This is a genomic window from Nanchangia anserum (assembly GCF_015240065.1).
Taxonomy (GTDB): domain Bacteria; phylum Actinomycetota; class Actinomycetes; order Actinomycetales; family Actinomycetaceae; genus Nanchangia; species Nanchangia anserum.
Window position 1 is genome coordinate 1,653,803 of record NZ_CP060506.1, and the last position, 18,849, is coordinate 1,672,651.

General features: G+C 66.2%; 15 protein-coding genes and 2 pseudogenes. 1 reads left to right on the forward strand and 16 read right to left on the reverse strand.

Translation table 11 applies throughout. The features are described 5' to 3' along the window. Nucleotides 1-33: 33 nt before the first annotated feature. From H8R18_RS07730 to pyrE, 9 genes and pseudogenes are all read right to left on the reverse strand, one after another. Nucleotides 34-1,680: a SpaH/EbpB family LPXTG-anchored major pilin gene (locus tag H8R18_RS07730; RefSeq protein WP_191071461.1), complete on the reverse strand. Its 1,647-nt coding sequence runs from the start codon at nucleotides 1,678-1,680 to the stop codon at nucleotides 34-36. Between the two features lie 142 nt (nucleotides 1,681-1,822). Continuing rightward, nucleotides 1,823-3,949 (reverse strand): hypothetical protein, encoded by a 2,127-nt coding sequence (locus tag H8R18_RS07735; RefSeq protein WP_194189233.1) that lies wholly within the window; start codon nucleotides 3,947-3,949, stop codon nucleotides 1,823-1,825. Next, a complete protein-coding gene (locus tag H8R18_RS07740) occupies nucleotides 3,843-4,541 on the reverse strand; it encodes a hypothetical protein (RefSeq protein WP_194189234.1) in 699 nt (232 codons plus the stop codon). The genes H8R18_RS07735 and H8R18_RS07740 overlap by 107 nt, the downstream gene beginning before the upstream one ends. Next, on the reverse strand, nucleotides 4,538-5,584 hold the full coding sequence (locus H8R18_RS07745; RefSeq protein ID WP_194189235.1) for a hypothetical protein: 1,047 nt from the start codon (nucleotides 5,582-5,584) through the stop codon (nucleotides 4,538-4,540). Before H8R18_RS07745 ends, H8R18_RS07740 begins: the two co-directional genes overlap by 4 nt. 441 nt (nucleotides 5,585-6,025) lie before the next feature. Then, nucleotides 6,026-7,011 (reverse strand): annotated as a pseudogene (gene fbaA / locus H8R18_RS07750) (class II fructose-bisphosphate aldolase). Nucleotides 7,012-7,181: 170 nt separating this feature from the next. After that, nucleotides 7,182-7,796: a TrmH family RNA methyltransferase gene (locus H8R18_RS07755; protein ID WP_191071464.1), complete on the reverse strand. Its 615-nt coding sequence runs from the start codon at nucleotides 7,794-7,796 to the stop codon at nucleotides 7,182-7,184. Beyond that, on the reverse strand, nucleotides 7,793-8,617 hold the full coding sequence (locus H8R18_RS07760) for an HAD-IIA family hydrolase (protein WP_191071985.1): 825 nt from the start codon (nucleotides 8,615-8,617) through the stop codon (nucleotides 7,793-7,795). Before H8R18_RS07760 ends, H8R18_RS07755 begins: the two co-directional genes overlap by 4 nt. A gap of 80 nt (nucleotides 8,618-8,697) precedes the next feature. Continuing rightward, nucleotides 8,698-9,492, reverse strand: coding sequence for an SDR family NAD(P)-dependent oxidoreductase (locus H8R18_RS07765; protein ID WP_191071465.1), 795 nt, complete (start codon nucleotides 9,490-9,492; stop codon nucleotides 8,698-8,700). Between the two features lie 2 nt (nucleotides 9,493-9,494). Beyond that, entirely contained in the window at nucleotides 9,495-10,067 is a 573-nt protein-coding gene (pyrE, locus tag H8R18_RS07770) for an orotate phosphoribosyltransferase (protein ID WP_191071466.1), read from the reverse strand. A 46-nt stretch (nucleotides 10,068-10,113) separates the two neighbouring features. On the opposite strand from pyrE, the gene H8R18_RS07775 reads away from it, so the two are divergent. Continuing rightward, nucleotides 10,114-10,896 carry an exodeoxyribonuclease III gene (locus tag H8R18_RS07775; RefSeq protein ID WP_191071467.1) on the forward strand — a complete coding sequence of 261 codons (783 nt, stop codon included), beginning with the start codon at nucleotides 10,114-10,116 and terminating at the stop codon, nucleotides 10,894-10,896. Between the two features lie 5 nt (nucleotides 10,897-10,901). Here the strand turns inward: H8R18_RS07775 and H8R18_RS07780 are convergent, their stop codons facing one another. The 7 genes and pseudogenes from H8R18_RS07780 to H8R18_RS07810 form a co-directional block, all read right to left on the reverse strand. Beyond that, nucleotides 10,902-11,738 carry a serine hydrolase domain-containing protein gene (locus H8R18_RS07780; protein ID WP_191071468.1) on the reverse strand — a complete coding sequence of 279 codons (837 nt, stop codon included), beginning with the start codon at nucleotides 11,736-11,738 and terminating at the stop codon, nucleotides 10,902-10,904. 1 nt (nucleotide 11,739) lies between these two features. Further along, nucleotides 11,740-12,750 carry a TetR/AcrR family transcriptional regulator gene (locus H8R18_RS07785; RefSeq protein ID WP_191071469.1) on the reverse strand — a complete coding sequence of 337 codons (1,011 nt, stop codon included), beginning with the start codon at nucleotides 12,748-12,750 and terminating at the stop codon, nucleotides 11,740-11,742. A 219-nt stretch (nucleotides 12,751-12,969) separates the two neighbouring features. After that, nucleotides 12,970-15,569 (reverse strand): annotated as a pseudogene (gene clpB / locus H8R18_RS07790) (ATP-dependent chaperone ClpB). A 165-nt stretch (nucleotides 15,570-15,734) separates the two neighbouring features. Next, entirely contained in the window at nucleotides 15,735-16,472 is a 738-nt protein-coding gene (locus H8R18_RS07795; protein WP_191071471.1) for a hypothetical protein, read from the reverse strand. 28 nt (nucleotides 16,473-16,500) lie between these two features. Next, on the reverse strand, nucleotides 16,501-17,235 hold the full coding sequence (locus tag H8R18_RS07800; protein WP_223875268.1) for an RDD family protein: 735 nt from the start codon (nucleotides 17,233-17,235) through the stop codon (nucleotides 16,501-16,503). A gap of 5 nt (nucleotides 17,236-17,240) precedes the next feature. Beyond that, on the reverse strand, nucleotides 17,241-17,828 hold the full coding sequence (locus H8R18_RS07805; RefSeq protein ID WP_476703741.1) for a heat shock protein transcriptional repressor HspR: 588 nt from the start codon (nucleotides 17,826-17,828) through the stop codon (nucleotides 17,241-17,243). 2 nt (nucleotides 17,829-17,830) lie between these two features. After that, entirely contained in the window at nucleotides 17,831-18,847 is a 1,017-nt protein-coding gene (locus H8R18_RS07810; protein ID WP_191071473.1) for a DnaJ C-terminal domain-containing protein, read from the reverse strand. Nucleotides 18,848-18,849 lie beyond the last annotated feature (2 nt).

Here is an 18,849-nt window from a genome sequence, read left to right on the forward strand (position 1 = left end):
TAGACCGGAATCCGGTCAGGTCCGCCCGTGCGGTTACGCGTTGTCGCGCGAACGCATGCGGCGCGCACCGTAGACCGCGAGGCCACCGGCAACCAGCATAGCGCCGGCAATCTGCAGGATCATCTGGGTCTCGGAACCCGTGAGAGGCAGGCCCGGGATGACCGGCTTCTCGTTGGCGATCTCGGTGTCGTAGGTACCGGCGGTCGTGGTGCCGGCCTTCACCTCGATGGCGATGGGGTCCTTGAGCTGGACGTAGCCGTCGGGAGCCTTGGTCTCCTTCAGGACGTAGCAGCGCTTCTCAGCGTTCTGCGGGGCGCGGATCGAGTCCGAGATGAACAGGCCGGGGATCTTCACGACGCCGTCAGCACCGGTGGTGAACGAGTTCACCGTGCCCGAGTTCTGCGGGAAGGTCACGAGCTTGTCGTTGCCCTGGTCGTCCTTGGCGATCTCGGTGCCACAGGTCTCGGCGTAGGGGTTCGCAGCTTCGTACACCTGGAAGGTCGCACCAGCAAGGGCCTGCTTCGGGTCGTTGCCATCGTGCTTGCGGAGGACGAAGTCACCCCACTTGTCCTGAACCTCGATCGAGGGGATCGGCGGAACACCCGGCGGAGGGGTGGTCGGCGGGGTCGGCGGGGTCGGCGGCGGGTTGTCCTGCGGCTTGTGGCTGAAGTACAGCTTGGCCTTGTTAGGAATGGTGCCGTCGGTGCCGAGGCGAGCCAGCTTGCCCTTGAAGACGACCTCGAGCGCAGCGCCCGGGTTGTTCTTAGCCTTGATGAGGCCGGCCTGGGTCAGGCTGAACCACACCGTGTTGCCCTGAACCGCGTAACGCCAGTCACCGCTGTCCATGGCGGTGCCGTTGAGCTTGACCGACTCCACGCCGAGGGAAGCGGGATCGAAGCGGTCGTCCATCGGGTCTTCAATGATGAACTCGTTGAAGTGATCCGTCGCGGGGATACCGGGGATCGTCGCGGTCACGGGGTAGTGAACCTCGGAACCGATGCCCAGACCGTGGAGGTTCTGATCCTCAATGGTCTTGTCGAGCTTCGACACCGTGTTCTTGGGGTACATGGTGACGTCGTAGATCCACTTGTTGGTCGCACCCTGGCGCTCGTTGTCCGGGTAGGGGATCGTCACGAGGATCGGGGCGGCCGTGCGGGTAACACCCTCGGGAGCCTTGTACTCGCAGATCAGGTAGGCGCCGACCGCGAGGTTCTCCAGCTTGGTCTTACCCTCGGCGTCCGTCGGAGCGAACTTCTGGCCCGCGCCGAAGGTGAAGCCCTCGAGCGTCGGCGAGCCGGTGCCCTCTTCGGTGATGGCCGCACAGGAGTTGTTCAGGTCGGCCTGCGTGAGGTTATCCAGCTTCGTCCAGTTCGCGTTCGCGCCCTCACCCGTCAGGTTGAGGTTCGTGAACGGGAACGCGATGAACTCGGCGCCCTTGACGGTGTTCGACTTGCCAGCGAGGCTGTCGGTCGAGCTCGTCGGGTCACCGACCGTCGGCGTGGCCGACGTCTGGTTTTCGTGCTTGAACAGCGTGATGGAGCCCTTGTGGTCCGGGTCAATGTTCCCGGGGCCGAGCCCATCGGCGGCGTAAGCGCCGGCCGCGCCTGCGCCGAGGACCAGGGCGCTCGCGACGGCAAGCGAGGCCGCCTTCTTCGCCCGTGTCATCCATGTAGGGGCCATGGATCTTCCTTTCTTTTCCTGTCTGCGATGATCCCGTCACCGCAAGATTGGGGTGCCAGCTGGCTGTGACTCAGCCTCGTCTGGCGGTTATGTCGTTGTCAGTTCTGTGTGGGTGCCGAGGCACCGGCATGTCCGCTCGCTGTCAGGGCATCACATCCCCTGCGTCATCACTGCGTGCCATCCGTGCCTGGTGGCGCGACCGCAGCAGTCCGAGTCCACCGAGGATCGCCATCGCGAGTCCACCGAGGATGAACAGGTCTCGGGCGCACCCTCCACCTGTCAGCGGCAGGCCCGGCAGTTCGGGGGTGAACGGCGGCGGGACGTTGACCGGGATACAGGCGATGTTGTCCTGGATCGCGATCTTGCTGTAGGTGAGGTCCTCGTGTTCGAGGTCGACACCGTTAGCGATACCGCTCTTCATCGACGTGTGGCGCTGACCGTCCGTCGTGAGGTTCTCACAGGTTCCCAGCGTCTCGCTGTGGGCATACGCCCCGCTACCGACGCCGTCGCCCGGGTCGAGCTTGAGCGGAATCGAGATCCGGAAGACAACACTCTGGTTGTTGGGCACCTTGCGGATCGTCTTGACGATCGTCGTGCCGCCCGAGCGAGCGAGGTCATCCTTGCTCACGTTCTGGACGATGCCGTAGAGCTGGGCTCCCGAGGGCAGGTTACGAACGGTAACCTGCGCCATCTTGGTGCCGTCCCACTCCAGGCCGGCGGGAACCGTGAAGTGGTCCTTCACCTCGCCGAGATCCGTGGTGAATCCCGACGTGTTCGTCACCGTGATGTCGTAGACCGCGTTGAAGGTGCCGTCGGCGTTGGGTTCGATCGTCTGCCCGATGTGGGGGTTCGACGCGATCGGCGAGGCCGGCGTCTTAACGACGTGACCCTTGACCGGCGGGGTGTTGCGAATCTCGCAGGTCACCGACTGATTGACTCCCACGTTGACCTGGTTATCGCCGGTGACACCGATGGACGCACCGTTCTGGTCGTAACAGGCCCACTGTTGACCCCACGTGTAGGCACCCGTGTGCGCGCTGTTGTCGTTGGGGATCTCGAAGAGCTGGTAGGTGCCAGCGGGAACCTTCTTGTCGACGGCGATCTGACCAGAGATCGGCGAGGAGCCGCTGATCTGGGCACCGCCGCCCGAGAGGCCGGCGCCGAGAGTGAAGTAGCGCGCGTCCGAAGCGAAGGGCTCCTGATCGGCCGTCACATCGGTGGTGGCGCCGGGGAGGCGAATGTACTTCACCAGCTTGAGCTCGGCCGGCGGCTCGGTGGGCACACAACCGTAGTTGTTTGCCGGACCGTCGGAGTCGCCCTCCATGTTCACCTGGTTGTAGAAACCGCCACCGTAGCTGCCGTTCATGGCTCCACAGGTTTGTGCCTGGGTCCAGTTCACCGAGTCCATGTTGGCGTGCAGCTTGAGGACGACCTCGTGCGTTTCCACCTTGCCTGAGGCCAAATCGGCCGCTGGGATCGTGAACGATCCAGACTTGCCCTGCGACTTGCCGTCGAGGAGGACGTCCTCAATGGTGAAGCCCGTCGGCACGGTTACGCGATCCGTGATCGCCTCGTGGCGCCCGTCGGAGCTGCCCGAGTTCGACACGGACACGACGTAGCGCACCGTCACCGGGGAGGTCGCGAGGGACACAGGGTTGGGCGCGGCCTTCCCCGGTTCGACGACGGCACCTGTCTTAGGGTCGATGACCGACTTCTGTAGCTTGAACTTCGGACCGGATCCGCCGTTCGTCACCTTGCCCATCGCACAGCCCGCGAGGTCGTTCGCCGGGTCCATGAGGCTTGTCACCGGGCGAGCACCCGAGAGCGCCGTCGATACGCGCGACGTAATGGCGCGCTTCTCCACGGTAGGCGTACCCGTGATAGCACCCGTGTTCTGATCGAGGTGCATGTCGATGGCGAACAGGTAGGGAGCGCCGCGACGGGCTGCGTACAGCTTGCCGTCGGGACCCCACGCGAGGCCACGGTGGTTGCTAAGCGGGTCCAGCTGGATAATCTGCTGAGCATTGGAGCGGCTAAGAGTCCCACCGGACTGCCACTGCGAGGCCGAGAAGCGCCAGATCTCACCGGTCATCTTGCCCCAGTTGTTGAAGTCCAGAAGGACGTAGGCGTTACCCCACGCATCGAAGGTGATGTCGTAGACCTCACTGGAGGCGTTGCCAGTTCGGACAGTCGGTCCCTGCACCCACGTGCGCGAGCCGTTCTTGAGATCGAGATAGGAGAACTTCTGTGTCGACGTACTCCAGGACACCTGACACACCGGCCGACGTCGAGTAGCCAATCCACACGCGGTCGCGCTCGTCGAAGCCCAGGGGAATCGATTGCGTGCTGCTCACGCCGGGACCGCCCGAAGTCGGAATGGCGGTGATCTGCTTGGTCTTCGTGTTGTACTTCATCAGTCCCCCAGTGCCGCCGCTCTGGACGGGGTTGGCATAGAAGTACAGTTCGTTCTCGAAATTCGGTGACGCGGCGATCGAGTGGTAGTAGGCCTGCCTGCCTGAGCTGGCGGCCACTGGTCCGTTGCCCTGCGACGTCGGCACGGCCGTCATCGGACCGATGACCTGCACGTCAGCGCTCGGACTGCCGTTCTTCGACACAATGATCTCGCCGAACTCAGACTGCCTCTTGTGGTCGGAGAAAATATCCGTGTAGTAGATCTTGTTCTCACACCACGACCCCTGGTCCTCTTCCTTACCCACGAGGAAGGCGTCAGTGGCGGCGTCCTCGACCGGCATGGCCGGGCGGACGATCTCGAGGGCGGCGATGACGGGACGATCGGTCTGCCAGTCGGTCGCGATGCCGGCCACACAGTTGAGGTGACGGCCGTGCTTGCGGATGGTCACGACGGAGTTCGCCGGCAGCCACGTGTCGCCGGTGTAGGACGAGGTGTCAACGCGCCAGTTCGCGGACTGCAACCATCGCGTGTTCGGGTAGTAGGCCTTGTACGGGTTGCCCTTGAACGGCTCGGACGAATCGTTGGGATCCCACGACGCCATCTTCGACAGCACCTGCGAGGTGATGTCGTTACCGTTGCCGTCAACGACGCGGATCGAGTTGGGGCCGGTTCCGGCCACGGGCTGATCGTCGTCGAGGATGATCTTGCGCTGCCCTTGGCGTCACCGAGCTTGATGTCGGCCAACCAGGCGCCCGAGGACAGGCGCCACTGGTACTGGAAGACACCGGAGCAGGCGTTGCCGGAATCCGGCGTGAAGTAGTAGTCGCCCGGCTGCAACGTGATGTCGGGAACCGGCGTTGCGCTGGCGCTCGACGACGCCCACAGCGTCGTCCCGTTCGCGGGCGCTCCCGGCTGGCCCTGCGCGGGAACGTGAGCGCGCTTAACGGCCTTGATGGTCCCAGACGTCGACGTGTCGGGAACCGAGACCTTCACCGAGTACGAGGTCGCCGATTCCTTCGTGAGGGACGTGATACGCCACCCCGAGGGCAGCTGGAAGTCCGACGCAGTCAGGTCGCTGACCGGGGTTGCATTGGCGGGGAAGTTCAGCGTGAGCTCGAGCGGAGCCTGGGTCGTGCCCGGCTCGTTCATGTTCTTGATGTCCCACGTGAACGTGTAGTCCGTGTAGTCGCCCCAGGTGGGCTCGCGCAGCGGCGAAACGGGCGTTCCGTTGGAGGTGAGCGCACTGGAGTGCGTCACCTTCGAGTTAATCGACAGCGTGGTGCCCTCGCCAACGGCGGGGTCGAACTTCGCGGGCTCGAACGCCCACGTGATCGCCGGCATGGCGACGAGGCAGACGACTAGTGCGGCAACGAGGATCTCGGGGACGCGCGTCTTCCACGTCGACAACCGGAACGAGCTAATGCGCGAGGAATCGCTGCGCACGACATCACCACCCGAGCGGTGGCGTGCGCGATGCGGCCAATTCGGCATGAGAGTCCCCAGTCCAATACGACGAGAGCAGCAAACCCACCAACTGCGCGGTAAGTTTGCTCAGATTTGCTGTACATGAGGGACTCTAACAGAGGGTTTCCGACGGTCAACACTCTGGATCGCCCACAAGAAACCGTCCGCCAACCGCAATAATTTGCGCCCTCATGGCTCTATCGCGCCTATTTCGTGGCTTTATGAGGTCTGTAGCGCCTAAACTTAGACAGCTCTTGACTCGGAGCACCCCCCCCCGCATGATTTCCACCCGGTCACTTCCCTACTTTCCATGTGGACAGCACCCTTAAGTGTTCCGATCTCACATTTTCCTCACATATGTGCGCCTCTCTCATACGGCTGCTGCCCAGCCGCACGCACACAAACGGGGGCCACACCCGAAGGTGTGGCCCCCGCAGATGACGCTCGCAGCGCCCGAGGCGACTTACTTCATGCGCGTACGGCGGAGCCGAGGCGCTCACACGCCTCGACGACGCGGGCGGCCATGCCGGTCTCGGCGGCCTTGCCCCACGTGCGCGGGTCGTACATCTTCTTGTTGCCGACCTCGCCGTCGATCTTGAGCATGCCGTCGTAGTTCTTAAACATGTGCTCGACGACGGGACGCGAGAACGCGTACTGGGTGTCGGTGTCGACGTTCATCTTGATGACGCCGTTCTTGACCGCGGTCGCGATCTCTTCAGCCGTCGAACCCGAGCCGCCGTGCATGACGAGGTCGAAGGGACGCTCGCCGGCGTTGAACTTCTTGCCGACCTCTTCCTGGATCTCGCCAGGATCTCGGGGCGCAGCTTGACGAAGCCCGGCTTGTAGGCGCCGTGGACGTTACCGAACGTCAACGCCGTGAGGTAGCGGCCGCGCTCGCCCAGGCCCAGGGCCTCGGCCGTCTTGATGCCGTCTTCGGGCGTCGTGTACAGCTTCTCGTTGATCTCGTTCGAGACACCGTCCTCTTCGCCGCCGACAACGCCGATCTCGACCTCGAGGATCGTGTTGGCCTTCTGCGACAGGTCGAGCAGTTCCTGAGCAATCTTCAGGTTCTCGTCCAGCGGCACGGCCGAGCCGTCCCACATGTGCGACTGGAACATGGGCAGGCGACCGGCCTTGACCTCTTCGGCCTCGAGCTCCATGAGCGGGCGGATCCAGCTGTCGATGTTCTGCTTGGCGCAGTGGTCGGTGTGCAGAGCGACGGTGACGTTGTAGTTCTTCGCGATCTCACGCACGTACGCGGCCAGGGCCAGCGAACCGGCGACGCGGTCCTTCACCGTCGAGCCCGACAGGTATTCGGCGCCACCGACGGAAACCTGGATGATGCCATCGGACTCGGCCTCAGCAAACCCGCGGATGGCGGCCGTGGCGGTCTGCGACGACGTCACGTTGATAGCCGGGTAAGCGAACACGCCCTTCTTGGCGCGATCGAGCATCTCGTTGTACACATCAGGGGTTGCGACTGGCACAGGAGCCTCCTTATATAACTAGGACTCTGACGGGGCCTATTGTCTCACAGGCTGTGAGCGATCGCGAGGACGAGGGTCCCGCCGCTTGTGCGCATCGTCACCGTGCTGGCGGGCAAAAGTCGGCGCCTTTCGCGGCCTCAGCGCCGGGGTGCAGCGTGGGTGAGGATCCATTGATACATGGCCACGGCGCCGGCGGCCCCGACGTTGATCGATCGCGTCGAGCCGTATTGCGTGATGTGGTGGCAGGCCTCGCAGCGCGAGCGCAGGTCCTCGCTGATCCCGTTGTTCTCGGATCCGAAGATGAGTATGGCGTTTTCGGGCAGCTCAGCCATCTCAAGCGGGGTCGAGCCGGCGACGTTGTCGATCGCGATCAGCCGCAGGCCGGCCCCGTCAGCCCAGTCGGCGAACCCGGACGCGGTGGGGAAATGGTCGACGTGTTGGTAGCGGTCGGTGACCATCGCTCCGCGCCGGTTCCAGCGCCGCCGACCGACGATGTGGACGGCCGCGGCCCCGAACGCGTTGGCGCTGCGCACGATCGAGCCGATGTTGAAATCGTGGTCGAGGTTTTCGACGGCGACGTGGAAGCGGTGCCGCGTCTCGTCAAGCGCATCCCGAATCGCGTCGCGCTTCCAGTAGCGAAACCGGTCCTCGACGTTGCGGTGGTCGCCGCCGGCCAACAGCTCGGGGTCAAAGTGGTCGCCCTCGGGCCATGCCTCGCACCCGCCGGGCCACGGCCCCACGCCTGCGCTCACGCGGTGACGCCCGTGGCGACGGCCTCGACGAGGTCGCCGATGCCATCGTGGATCGCGTAGGGGCGGAACGGGAAGCGATCGACGTCGGTGCGCGCGGTCGATCCCGACAGGACCAGGTGCGAGCGCAACCCGGCTTCGACCCCGGCCTTGACGTCGGTGTCCATGCGGTCGCCGATCATCGCCGTCGTCTCGGAGTGAGCGCCGATGCGGTTGAGCGCCGCGCGAATCATGACGGGGTTGGGCTTGCCGACAAAATAGGGGTGGCGCCCGGTTGCCGCGGTAATCATTGCCGCGACAGATCCCGTCGCCGGCAGGGTGCCATCGGCCGAGGGACCGGTGACGTCGGGGTTCGTCGCGATGAACTTCGCGCCGCCCTCGATGAGGCGGATGGCCCGCGTGATCGTGACGAAGTCGTAGGAGCGGGTCTCGCCGAGGACGACGTATTCGGGATCGTGCGTCGTCATCGTGAATCCCGCGGTGTACAGGGCAGTCGTCAGGCCGGCTTCGCCAACGACGGCGATCGAGGTTCCCGGCGACTGCTGGTGCAAGAAGGCGGCCGTGGCTAGCGCCGAGGTCCAGATGCGTTCCTCGGGCACGTCCAGGCCGGAGCGGGCCAGACGGGCCGAGAGATCGCGCGGGGTGAAGATCGAGTTATTCGTCAAGACCAGGTAGTCGCGGTCGTGAGAACGCAGCGCGTCGAGAAAGTCTGCCGCCCCCGGCAGCGCCTGCTCCTCTTGAACGAGCACCCCGTCCATATCGGTCAGCCACGCCCGCACCGGCGGCAACTGGGACAGAGGCGAATCCGTGAGAATGTCCGACATGTCGCTCATGGCCTCATGCTAGCCCAGGGCGCTCTTTGCGATCTGGGACCCTCGCGCCCATGGACGCGCTGACCTGCATATTAGCTGCGTGCTCGGGCCCGGTAGATCGCGGCGGAGAGGCGACGAATGAGTCCGCGCGGGGCCTTCGCATCAACGAGGTCGATGAGGGCGTAGGTGAGTCCGGGGACGCAGACGACACGCCCGCGCCTGAGCGCGCTCAATGCCGCGCGAACGACGCGCTCGAGTGGGAGCACGGCGATCGTCGGTGCCGTCCCCTCCCCGCCCTCGGCGGTCCAGAACTCCGTCGCCAGCGTGCCCGGGCGCAGGCTGACAACGTGCACCCCCGTGCCGCGTAGGTCTTCGGCGAGGACCTGGGTGAACTGGTTGACCCACGTCTTGTGGGCGGCGTAGGTTCCCATCGCCGTGTCGGCCACGATCGACGACACGTTGCAGATGGCCCCGCGGCCTCGCTGTGCCATCGTCTGCGCGGCGGCGTGGCTGAGCACCATAACGGCGCGGACCATCACGGCGAGTGCCGCTTCCTCGCGCTTGAGGTCGCCGCTGTGGAAGGCCTGCCCCAGCCCAAAGCCCGCGTTGTTGACCAGGAACGTCACCGGCCGCTCCTGGCTGCGCAGGCGGCGGGCGACGCGGTCGACGTCGGCGCAGCTGGCAAGGTCGGCCACGATAACCTCGATGTCGACGTCGTGGCGCTCGCGCAGATCGCGGGCAAGCGCGGTGAGGCGATCGCGGCGGCGGGCGACGAGGACGAGAGACAGCCCCTCGGCGGCGAGCTGCCGCGCGAACTCGGCACCCAGCCCCGAGGACGCGCCCGTGATGAGGGCGCGCCCCGAGCCTGTGTGGGCGCGAGTCCTCATGCTTAGCTGTCGAGACCGAGATCGCTGAGCCCGAGCGCCGCCAGGTAGGGGTAGCCCGCGGCCTCGATCTTTTCCTTGGCCCCCGTGTCGCGGTCGACGATGACGGCGACGGCGAGGATCTTGGCGCCGGCGGCCTCCAGGGCCTCGGCAGCCTGGAGCGGGGAGCCACCCGTCGTCGAGGTGTCTTCGAGGACGACGACGCGGCGACCGGCGACATCCGGGCCCTCGACCTGGCGCTTCATGCCGTGGTCCTTCGCGGCCTTGCGCACGACGAACGCGTCGATGTCGAGACCGCGCGAGGCCGCGGCGTGCATGATCGCCGTCGCCACCGGATCGGCGCCCATCGTCAGCCCACCGACGGCGTCGACGTCGTCGGGACCGAACCCGGCTTCTTCGAGCATGTCGAGCATGACGTGGCCGATGAGCGGGGCGGCCTCGTGGTGCAGCGTCGCGCGGCGCATGTCGACGTAGAAATCGGACTCGAGACCCGAGGCGAGCGTCACCCGGCCCCGGACGACGGCGAGTTCCTCGACCAATTCCGCCAGGCGCGCCTTTTGCGAATCGTGTGTATGCATGGCTCCAGCGTAGCGCCCGCCCGCGCGGGGTCGTTAGCATGGGCGAATGCGCCTGGGAACCTGGAACGTCAACTCTGCACGTACCCGCATCGACCGGATCGTCGAAGTCCTCACCCGCCACGACCTCGACGTGCTGGCGATTCAGGAAACGAAGTGCCGCACCGACCAGTTCCCCATCGATCCCCTGCGCGAAGCCGGCTACGACGCGGCCACGTGGGGTATCAACCAGTGGAATGGCGTCGCCGTCATCTCGCGGGTGGGCCTCGACGACGTGACCCGGGGGTTTCCCGGGCAGCCGACGTTCCGCGACACGCTGGAGCCGCGCGCACTCGGGGTGACGTGCGCAGGGGTGCGCGTGTGGAGCCTGTACGTCCCCCACGGGCGCGGCCTCACCGATCCGCACATGGCCTACAAACTCGCGTGGTTCGAGGCGTTGCGCGCGGCGGTGTCGCAGCGGCTGGATGACGAGCCGGACCTCGCGATGGCGCTCGTCGGGGACTTTAACGTCGCCCCGCTCGATTCCGACGTCTGGGATATCGCGGCGTTCGAGGGGGCCACGCACGTCAGCGATGCCGAGCGCCAGGCGTTCGCCGCGCTGGCCGATGCCGGATTGCGCGAGGTCAGCCGCGATTATGCCCCGGGTTATACGTATTGGGATTACCAAAAGCTGCGGTTCCCGCGCAACGAGGGGATGAAGATCGACTTTGCCTATGCCTCTACCGCGTTGGCGCAGCGGGTCACCGGCGCCGTCATCGATCGCGACGAGCGCAAGGGCAAGGGCGCGTCGGACCACGTGCCGCTCATCCTCGACATCGCCGACGAGGCGTAAGGGCGTTACCCCGCAAAGTGGCGGTAAATCTCGGCGTTGAGGTCGGGCCACGCCCGCTGGTGGGCCAGGCCGAAGCGACGCGAGGACAGGAAGCAGGCCGCGAGGTCGGCGTCTTGGTCGACCCAAACGAATGACCCCGACTGGCCAAAGTGGCCGAAGACGGTGGCGGGGGCCCGCGCGGCCGTCCAGTGGGGATGCTTGGCGGCGCGGATCTCGGGGCCGAGTCCCCACGCGTTGTCGTCGAAGGGGCCGTATCCCGGCAGGATTCCCGGCAGACCCGGCCACGCCGGGCGCGTCGCCAATCGCCACAGCTCGGCATCGATGTGACGGGGCCACGCGAGCTCCCGGGTGAGAGCGGCCAGCGAGGCCAGTGAACCGCTGAGGCCCCACGCGGGAGACTTCTCGTAGGACACGGCCCCGCCCCACGTCGCGACGGCCTCACACAGCAGATCGCCGATGCCACCCGTTTGGCTGACGCCGCGGTGGGCTGCCTCGACGTGCTGGCCGATCACCTCGTAGCCGGCGTTGGAATAGATGCGCCGCGTCCCTGGCTCGCACACCTGCTCGCCCTCGGGCGAGAGTCCCGCGGCATGGGCGAGCACCATCTCGAGGCTGGCACCCGCCTGCGTCACCGTGTCGTCGAGGTCGATGAGGCCGCTGGCGACCGCATCGAGAGCGACGCGCGCCGTCACGAGCTTGGTTACGCTCATCCACGGATATTCGGTATCGACGTCGCCACCCATCCACGTTGCCTCAGGCCTGAGAACGGCGAGGGCGACGGGAAAATGCCACTGCTCGATGGCGCGTTGGAGGGGCTGAGGCAGCGCTGCGGATCGGCTCATGTCACTTCTGCGGCTGGGCCTGCATGGCACCGGCGGCCATGACGGCGGTCAGCGCGGCGACGGCCTCGGCAGGAACGATGCCGAGGTCGGACAGCACCGTGTATTCATCCGTCGTCAGCACGCCGTTGACGACCATGCGCCCGAGGAATTCGATCGAGAAGGCCCGATTGTCCTGGGCGTACGCCAGGTCCTCGGACGTGAGGATGCCCGAGTGAACGATCTTGTCGATGATCTCGGGAGGGACCTCGGCCAAGCCGTAGCGCTTGAGGTTGTCGTGGGTGAGCTTAAGCAGCCCGCGTTGCAGCATGTCAGACAGCGACAGACCCGTCGAGCGCTGAACGATGGCGATCGCCTCGGGAGAGGAAAACGACGAGGCGAGCACCGTCTCGAGTACGCCTTCTTTTGTGAAGTCCAGCGCCGCCAAGACCGTCTGGGTGAGGACGGCATTGACAGGGATCTCGTCCGTCGCATACAGCCACTGAATCTGCAATCCGTACCACTGGGCAAGCAGCTGATAAGCCAACTGGCGAGGCTGGGCAACCGTGTTGAGCATGCCCTGGCTTTCCAGCTTGGTAAACGCGTCGGTGAGGACCTCCTGTAGCCCAGCGAAGCGCGCGGCGAAGTGATCGTGCGCCGGGTGGACGCTGGCCGAGGCCTCGACGGTGAGCATGCATTCCATCTCGACAATGGTCTGCGAGTTGCCCAGGGAATTCGCCAACTCGATAAACGCCTCGAATACCTCAAATGGGGCCATATCGGCGAGCGAGGACACCTTAAAGTTCAAGCGCTCTTCATAGCGCTCGATAACCGACATGAGGAGGACGTCTTTAGAGGGGAAATGGTAGATAACGCCGGGATGGGAAATACCGACGCGGCGGGCCACATCGCGCATGGATAGGCCGTGGTAACCGACTTCGGCGACCATGTCGACCGTCGCATCGAGAATGGCTTCACGCCTGGCGACGCCCCCCGCGTAGGGGCCGCGCTCACCCGCACGTCTCGCTTCCGGCATGACCCCTCCCCTCCCTCGGGACGCCGCAACCGCGTACCAACCATATTATAGGTTTTCGCCTTTGCCCTCCACGAGCTTTTCGTCGTGAACACACGGCGGACACCTTACCGGGGTGCCTTTGACACCCCGGTAAGATCCGCACCGCCCCGAGACCGCCCGAAACACCGTCATCCGTGACCGTTCACGTGCGGGCAAGACGATCACCATAACGGCGTTCACTTAATGCACACGCAGTCGGTATTTCGCGCCCGGCGCCGCGTCCGGATCGACGTCGACGTGCACCGTCTGGCCGTCTGCGACGGCGCCCTCAAGGAGGCGCCTGGCCAACTGATCGCCCACCTGTGTCTGAATGAGGCGACGCAGCGGACGGGCACCGTAGGCCGGATCGTAGCCGCGCTCGGCCAGCCACTGCTTGGCCGCGTCGCTGACCTCGATGTCGATTCGGCGCGAGCGCAGCCGGGCCCGCACGTCGTCGAGTTGGAGGTCGACAATGCCGCGCAACTGTTCGATCGTCAACGGATCGAAGACGATGATCTCGTCGAGCCGGTTGAGGAATTCCGGCTTGAACGTCATGCGCACCTGAGCGAGGACCTGTTCGCGGGCCGGGCCGCGCTCAAGCGTCGGATCGCGCAGGATCTCGGAGCCAATGTTCGACGTCATGACAATGATCGTTTGGCGGAAGTCGACGGTGCGCCCCTGCGAATCCGTGAGCCGGCCATCGTCGAGCACCTGGAGGAAGATCGAGAAGATCTCGGGGTGGGCCTTCTCGATCTCGTCGAGCAGGATGACACTGTAGGGGCGCCGGCGCACGGCCTCGGTCAGCTGGCCGCCCTCGTCGTAGCCGACGTATCCCGGGGGCGCCCCGATGAGGCGGGCGACGGCGTGGCGGTCGTGGTATTCCGACATGTCGATGCGGACCATCGCGTGCGGGTCGTCGAAGAGGAACTGGGCCAGTTGGCGGGCCAGTTCGGTCTTGCCCACGCCCGAGGGGCCGAGGAAGAGGAACGATCCGCCGGGCCGGTTCGGGTCGGCGATGCCCGCGCGCGAGCGGCGCACGGCGTCGGCGACGGCCTCGACGGCCGCGGTTTGGCCGATGAGGCGAGCGCCGATGCGGTCCTCCATGTCGAGCAGCTTCTCCTGGTCCCCGCGCAGCATCTTGCCCGTGGGGATGCCCGTCCACGCCTCGACGACCTCGGCGATCTGGCGGGCACCGACGCGCTCGGGAATCATCGGATCGATGTCGGACTCGGTCGTCTCGGCGGCCTCGGCCTCGTCGATCTCGCGACGAATGGCAGGAATGTCGCCGTTTTGGAGGCGGCCGGCGCGCTCCCACTCGCCCTCGCGCATGGCTTGTTCGAGTTCGGTCGTCAGCTGATCGAGGCGGGCGCGCAGCTCGCCGATGCGGTTGTGGCCGGCTTTTTCGGCCTCCCACCGGGCGACGAGGGCGGTGTAGGACTCGTCGAGGTCGGCGATATCGGCGCGCAGTTTCTCCAGTCGCTGCGCGCTGGCCTCCTCGTCATCGGATTCGGCCAGGTAGGCCTCCTCCATCCGCATCCGATCCAGCGCGCGACGGGTCTTGTCGATCTCCTCGGGCGAGGAATCGAGCTCCATGCGCAGGCGCGAGGCGGCCTCGTCGACGAGGTCGATCGCCTTGTCGGGCAGGTTGCGCTCGGTGATGTAGCGATCGGACAGGGTCGCGGCTGCCACCAGGGCGCCGTCGGAGATCGTCACCTTGTGGTGCGCCTCGTACTTACCGGCGATGCCGCGCAGGATCGCGACGGTGTCCTCGACGCTGGGCTCGCCGACGTACACCTGCTGGAAGCGGCGCTCCAGCGCGGGATCGGATTCGATGTGCTGGCGGTATTCATCGAGGGTCGTCGCCCCGACGAGGTGGAGTTCGCCGCGGGCGAGCAGCGGCTTAATCATGTTGCCGGCATCCATCGCCCCCTCGGCACCGCCGCCGGCGCCGACGACCGTGTGAAGCTCGTCAATGAACGTGATGATTTCGCCGCCGGCACCGGTGATCTCGTCAAGCACGGCCTTGAGCCGTTCCTCGAACTCACCGCGGTATTTGGCGCCGGCGACCATTCCCGCCAGGTCGAGGGCGAGCAGGCGCTTGCCACGCAGGGATTCGGGGACGTCCCCGGCGACGATCCGCTGCGCCAGTCCTTCGACGACGGCCGTCTTGCCCACACCGGCCTCGCCGATGAGCACGGGGTTGTTCTTCGTGCGCCGCGACAACACCTGCACGAGGCGGCGAATCTCGGCGTCGCGGCCGATGACCGGGTCGAGCTTGCCCTCGCGCGCGGCCTCGGTAAGGTCGCGCGAGTACTTCGCCAACGCCTCGAACTGGTTCTCCGGGTTGGGCGTCGTCACGTTCTTGCCACCGCGCAGGTCGGGCAGTGCCGCCTCGAGGACGTCCGAGCTCGCGCCGGCGTCGCGCAGGGCGCGCCCGGCTTCGTCCTGACCGCGCGAGAGCGCGACGAGGAGATGCTCGGTGGAGGTGTAGGTGTCCCCCATCGCCTCGGCCAGCTGCCCGGCCTCGCCCACGAGGCGGGCGAGATCGGTTGAGGCCTGGGCCTGCTGAGTCGAACTGCCCGAGACGCGGGGCAGGGCGACGAGAGCGCGCGCGCGCTCGCGCCGACGATTTTGCGGTCGGCCCCGATCGCATCGAGCAGGGCCACCGCGATCCCCTCGGGCTGCTCCAGCAGAGCTTGCAGCAGGTGCACGGGAGTCGCCACCGGGTTTCCCGCCGCGCGGGCGGCTTCGAGCGCGCCGCCGAGCGCCTCTTGGGCTTTGGTTGTCAGTTGAGGTGCCATATGAGGTCTCCTTCTGTCGTTTCTGCCCATTGCAACGCCAACAAGGTTGAGTCTATTCCGCTCAACTTCATATGTGCGCCAGATCACGCAACAAGAGGGCAGGCGAGACCACCCGGTCTCACCCGCCCTCTCACGATGGCCGCTCAGCGCGGCCCAACCGCTGTCTTAGCGAGGCATCTGCGCGAGGATCTCGCGACGACGCCGGTTGCGCTTGACCAGCCACACGATGCCGCCGACGAAGAGCGCCAGGCCGACGACGAACGTGCCGCCGCCCCAGATCAGCGCGGACTTACCCATGCCGCCGATATCGACCGGCATGACCACCATCGACTTCGCCGGCGTCCCGTCGGTCAGCAGGCAGCGAGCCGTGTAGGTGCCCTCGGCCTGGACCATGTAGGAAATCGTCCGGACGTGCTCCTGCTCCTGAGTCGAGTTCGGATCAACCCGCGCGCCGTCGGGGCCGACAAGCTCGCACTGCGCCGTCTTTTCCGACTGATCGGTCAGCATGATCGCGACCGCAGAATTGGCCGACAGGTCGACCTCCGCGGGGTTGGGGCTGGCCTCACCCGTCTTGGCAGCCCGCTGCAACGAATCGATATCGATAGCCGAGGTCGCACCCATAACCAATCCGGCGATCGGGGCGCAGATAAGGGCAATGATGGCGCCGAGGACGATCAGCAAAATCGGCAAGGCGCGCCCCGGAAGCTTCTGCGGGGTGGCCGAGCCGTTGCTCGGGCTGGGCTGGCCGTATCCGCCGTTCTGCGCCGTGTAGCCGTACGGATCGTACGACGAGGAGGCCGCTGCCGGCTGTCCCGGCGTGTACGGGGTGCCGACGGTCGAGGGCTCGGGTACGGGATCGCTCGGATCACGGTGGGCGCCGTAGCGCGGAGTGTTGTCACTCATAAGCTTTCCTGACTACTCGCGGTATGGATCACATCAAGTCTAAAACAGCGGCCGCCGATCGGCGGTTAAGTGGGTCGCGACCTGCGCGAACATCGACAACATAGAGGTCGCATAGGCGGTCGATGGCGTGGCGTTGCAGGCTGTCTCGGGTGGCCAAGACGACGACGAGATAGGGAATCGCGAAGAAAAAACACATGCACACGACTTCTAATGCCGTCTTACCCAGTTGCTGCCACCCCGGGACGCCGCGGCGCGAAAACCGCATGACGCGGACCTTCATTAACGCCGATGCCGGCGACCAGCCGGTGACGCAGATGCCCACCACGATCGCGACCAAGATGACCACTGCGGCACCCACCGCGACGAGGAAACGAACAAAGTCCTCGCCGGCCGGATCCGTCGTCGTCACGGACGAGACGACCAGGTCGCCGAGGAGGGCCTGCACGATGTTGCTGGCGAGGATAATCAGCGCGGCATCGAGCAGATGGACGAGGATACGCCGCCCCAATCCCACCGGCATCGTCGCGACGATATGGGCGGGGATGCCCGGCATCGCGGGAACCGTCCGTCTGCCCATCGCACCGGCGTAGCCGTATGCGGGGACCGACTGCGCGCTGCCGAAGACCGGATCGATGGGCGCACCGATCTGCGGCATGCCGCGGCTCGCGGCAGGCTGGACCGAGGCCGAATTGTCAGCGACGCTCCACTGGCTCGCCTCGCCGTAGTGCCCCGGTAGGGGTGCGCGCTCGTAGCGCTCGGGCATGTCCGTCACCGGAATCGCTCCTCGGCATCATCTCGATGCACCGGCGCGCGTGGCGTGCGCGGGACGAGGACGAGTGCTTGCGACGCCCTCGAGTAGCGCACGAGTGCACGGGGTTCGCGTGGACGCTCACCACGCGAATACTCCGTGACGCCGCCGCCCGCGTCGGCGGCAAACACGCGGGTGCGCAAGCTCGCCAGGTGGTCGAGGACAGAGCGCAGCCCATCGACCTCGCGGCGCAGGCGATCATTGTCGCGCTCCAATTCCATGATGCGCGAGATGCCGGCCAGGTTGACGCCCTCGTCGTGGGAGAGGCGTTGGATCTCGCGCAGCCGGCGAATGTCGGCGGGCGAATAGCGGCGCCCGCCGCCCTTCGTGCGCTGCGGCGTCACCAGCCCCAGGCGGTCATACTGGCGCAGTGTCTGCGGATGCATATCGGCCAGCTGGGCGGCTGTGGAGATGACGTAGATCGGCTGATCGTCCTCGGGCTCGGCCTGCGCCGGCGCGACCTGGTCGATGATCTCCTCGACCATCCACGAGGCGACGCCGAGAGCTCTGAGAACCCGGCGCAGGGCGACCAGCCGATCCGTGCTCACGCCTACCACCCCGCCTGCGTGGTCAGGCCCTCGCGCGGGTCGAAATCAGCCGCTTCGTCGATGCGGCGCGCGGCATCGGTAACGTCGCGGCTCGGCTTGCGCGGCACGACGATGCGCACACGCGCATACAGGTCACCTGCGCGACGCTTACCGGAGGAGCGAACGCCCTTGCCCTTCAGTCGCAGCTTCATGCCCGACGACGTGCCGGCCGGGATCTTGATGCGCGCGCTCGATCCGTCGAGCAGCGGCACCTCGACCGAACCTCCGGCCACGGCCTCGCCGATGCTGATGGGAATGTCGGCGATGAGGTCGGCTTCGCCCGAGCGTGAATACACCGGGTGCGGCGCGACCTCGACGGTGAGCAGCAGGTCGCCCGGCTGGCCGCCGGGAACCTGGCGGCCCTTGCCGCGCAGGCGCAGCTGTTGCCCGTCGCGTACCCCCGCGGGCACGCGCACCGTCATCTCGCGTCCCTCCACGCGCAGCTTCAGCGTCGCACCCTCGATGGCCTGGCGGAAGGACAGACGCGTCGACGACGTGAGGTCGCCCCCACGCTGCGGCTGCTGGCCGAAACCGCCGAAGCCACCGCGCGAGCCCGCGCCGAAGAGGCCGGACATGACGTCCTCAAAACCGCCCGATCCGCCCGGGGAGGTAAACCGGAAGGATCCGTTACCGAAGCCGGCCCCGCCGCGACCGGTTGCGCCGCCAAACATAGAGGCGAACACGTCGTCGAAGCTTCCTGAGCCCCCCGGCCCGCCGGGGCCCGCGCTGAAACGGGCACCACCGCCCGCCATGGCCCGGATGGCGTCGTATTGGCGGCGCTTCTCGGCGTCGGAGAGCACCGCGTAGGCCTCGCCGATCTCCTTAAAGCGCTCCTCGGCTTGCGGATTCTGCGCGTTGTGATCGGGATGGTAGGTGCGGGCGAGCTTTCGGTAGGCCTTCTTGATGGCCTGCGCGTCCGCGCTCTTGTCGACTCCGAGGATTGCGTAAAAGTCCTTGGTCATCCATTCCTGCTGACCCATGT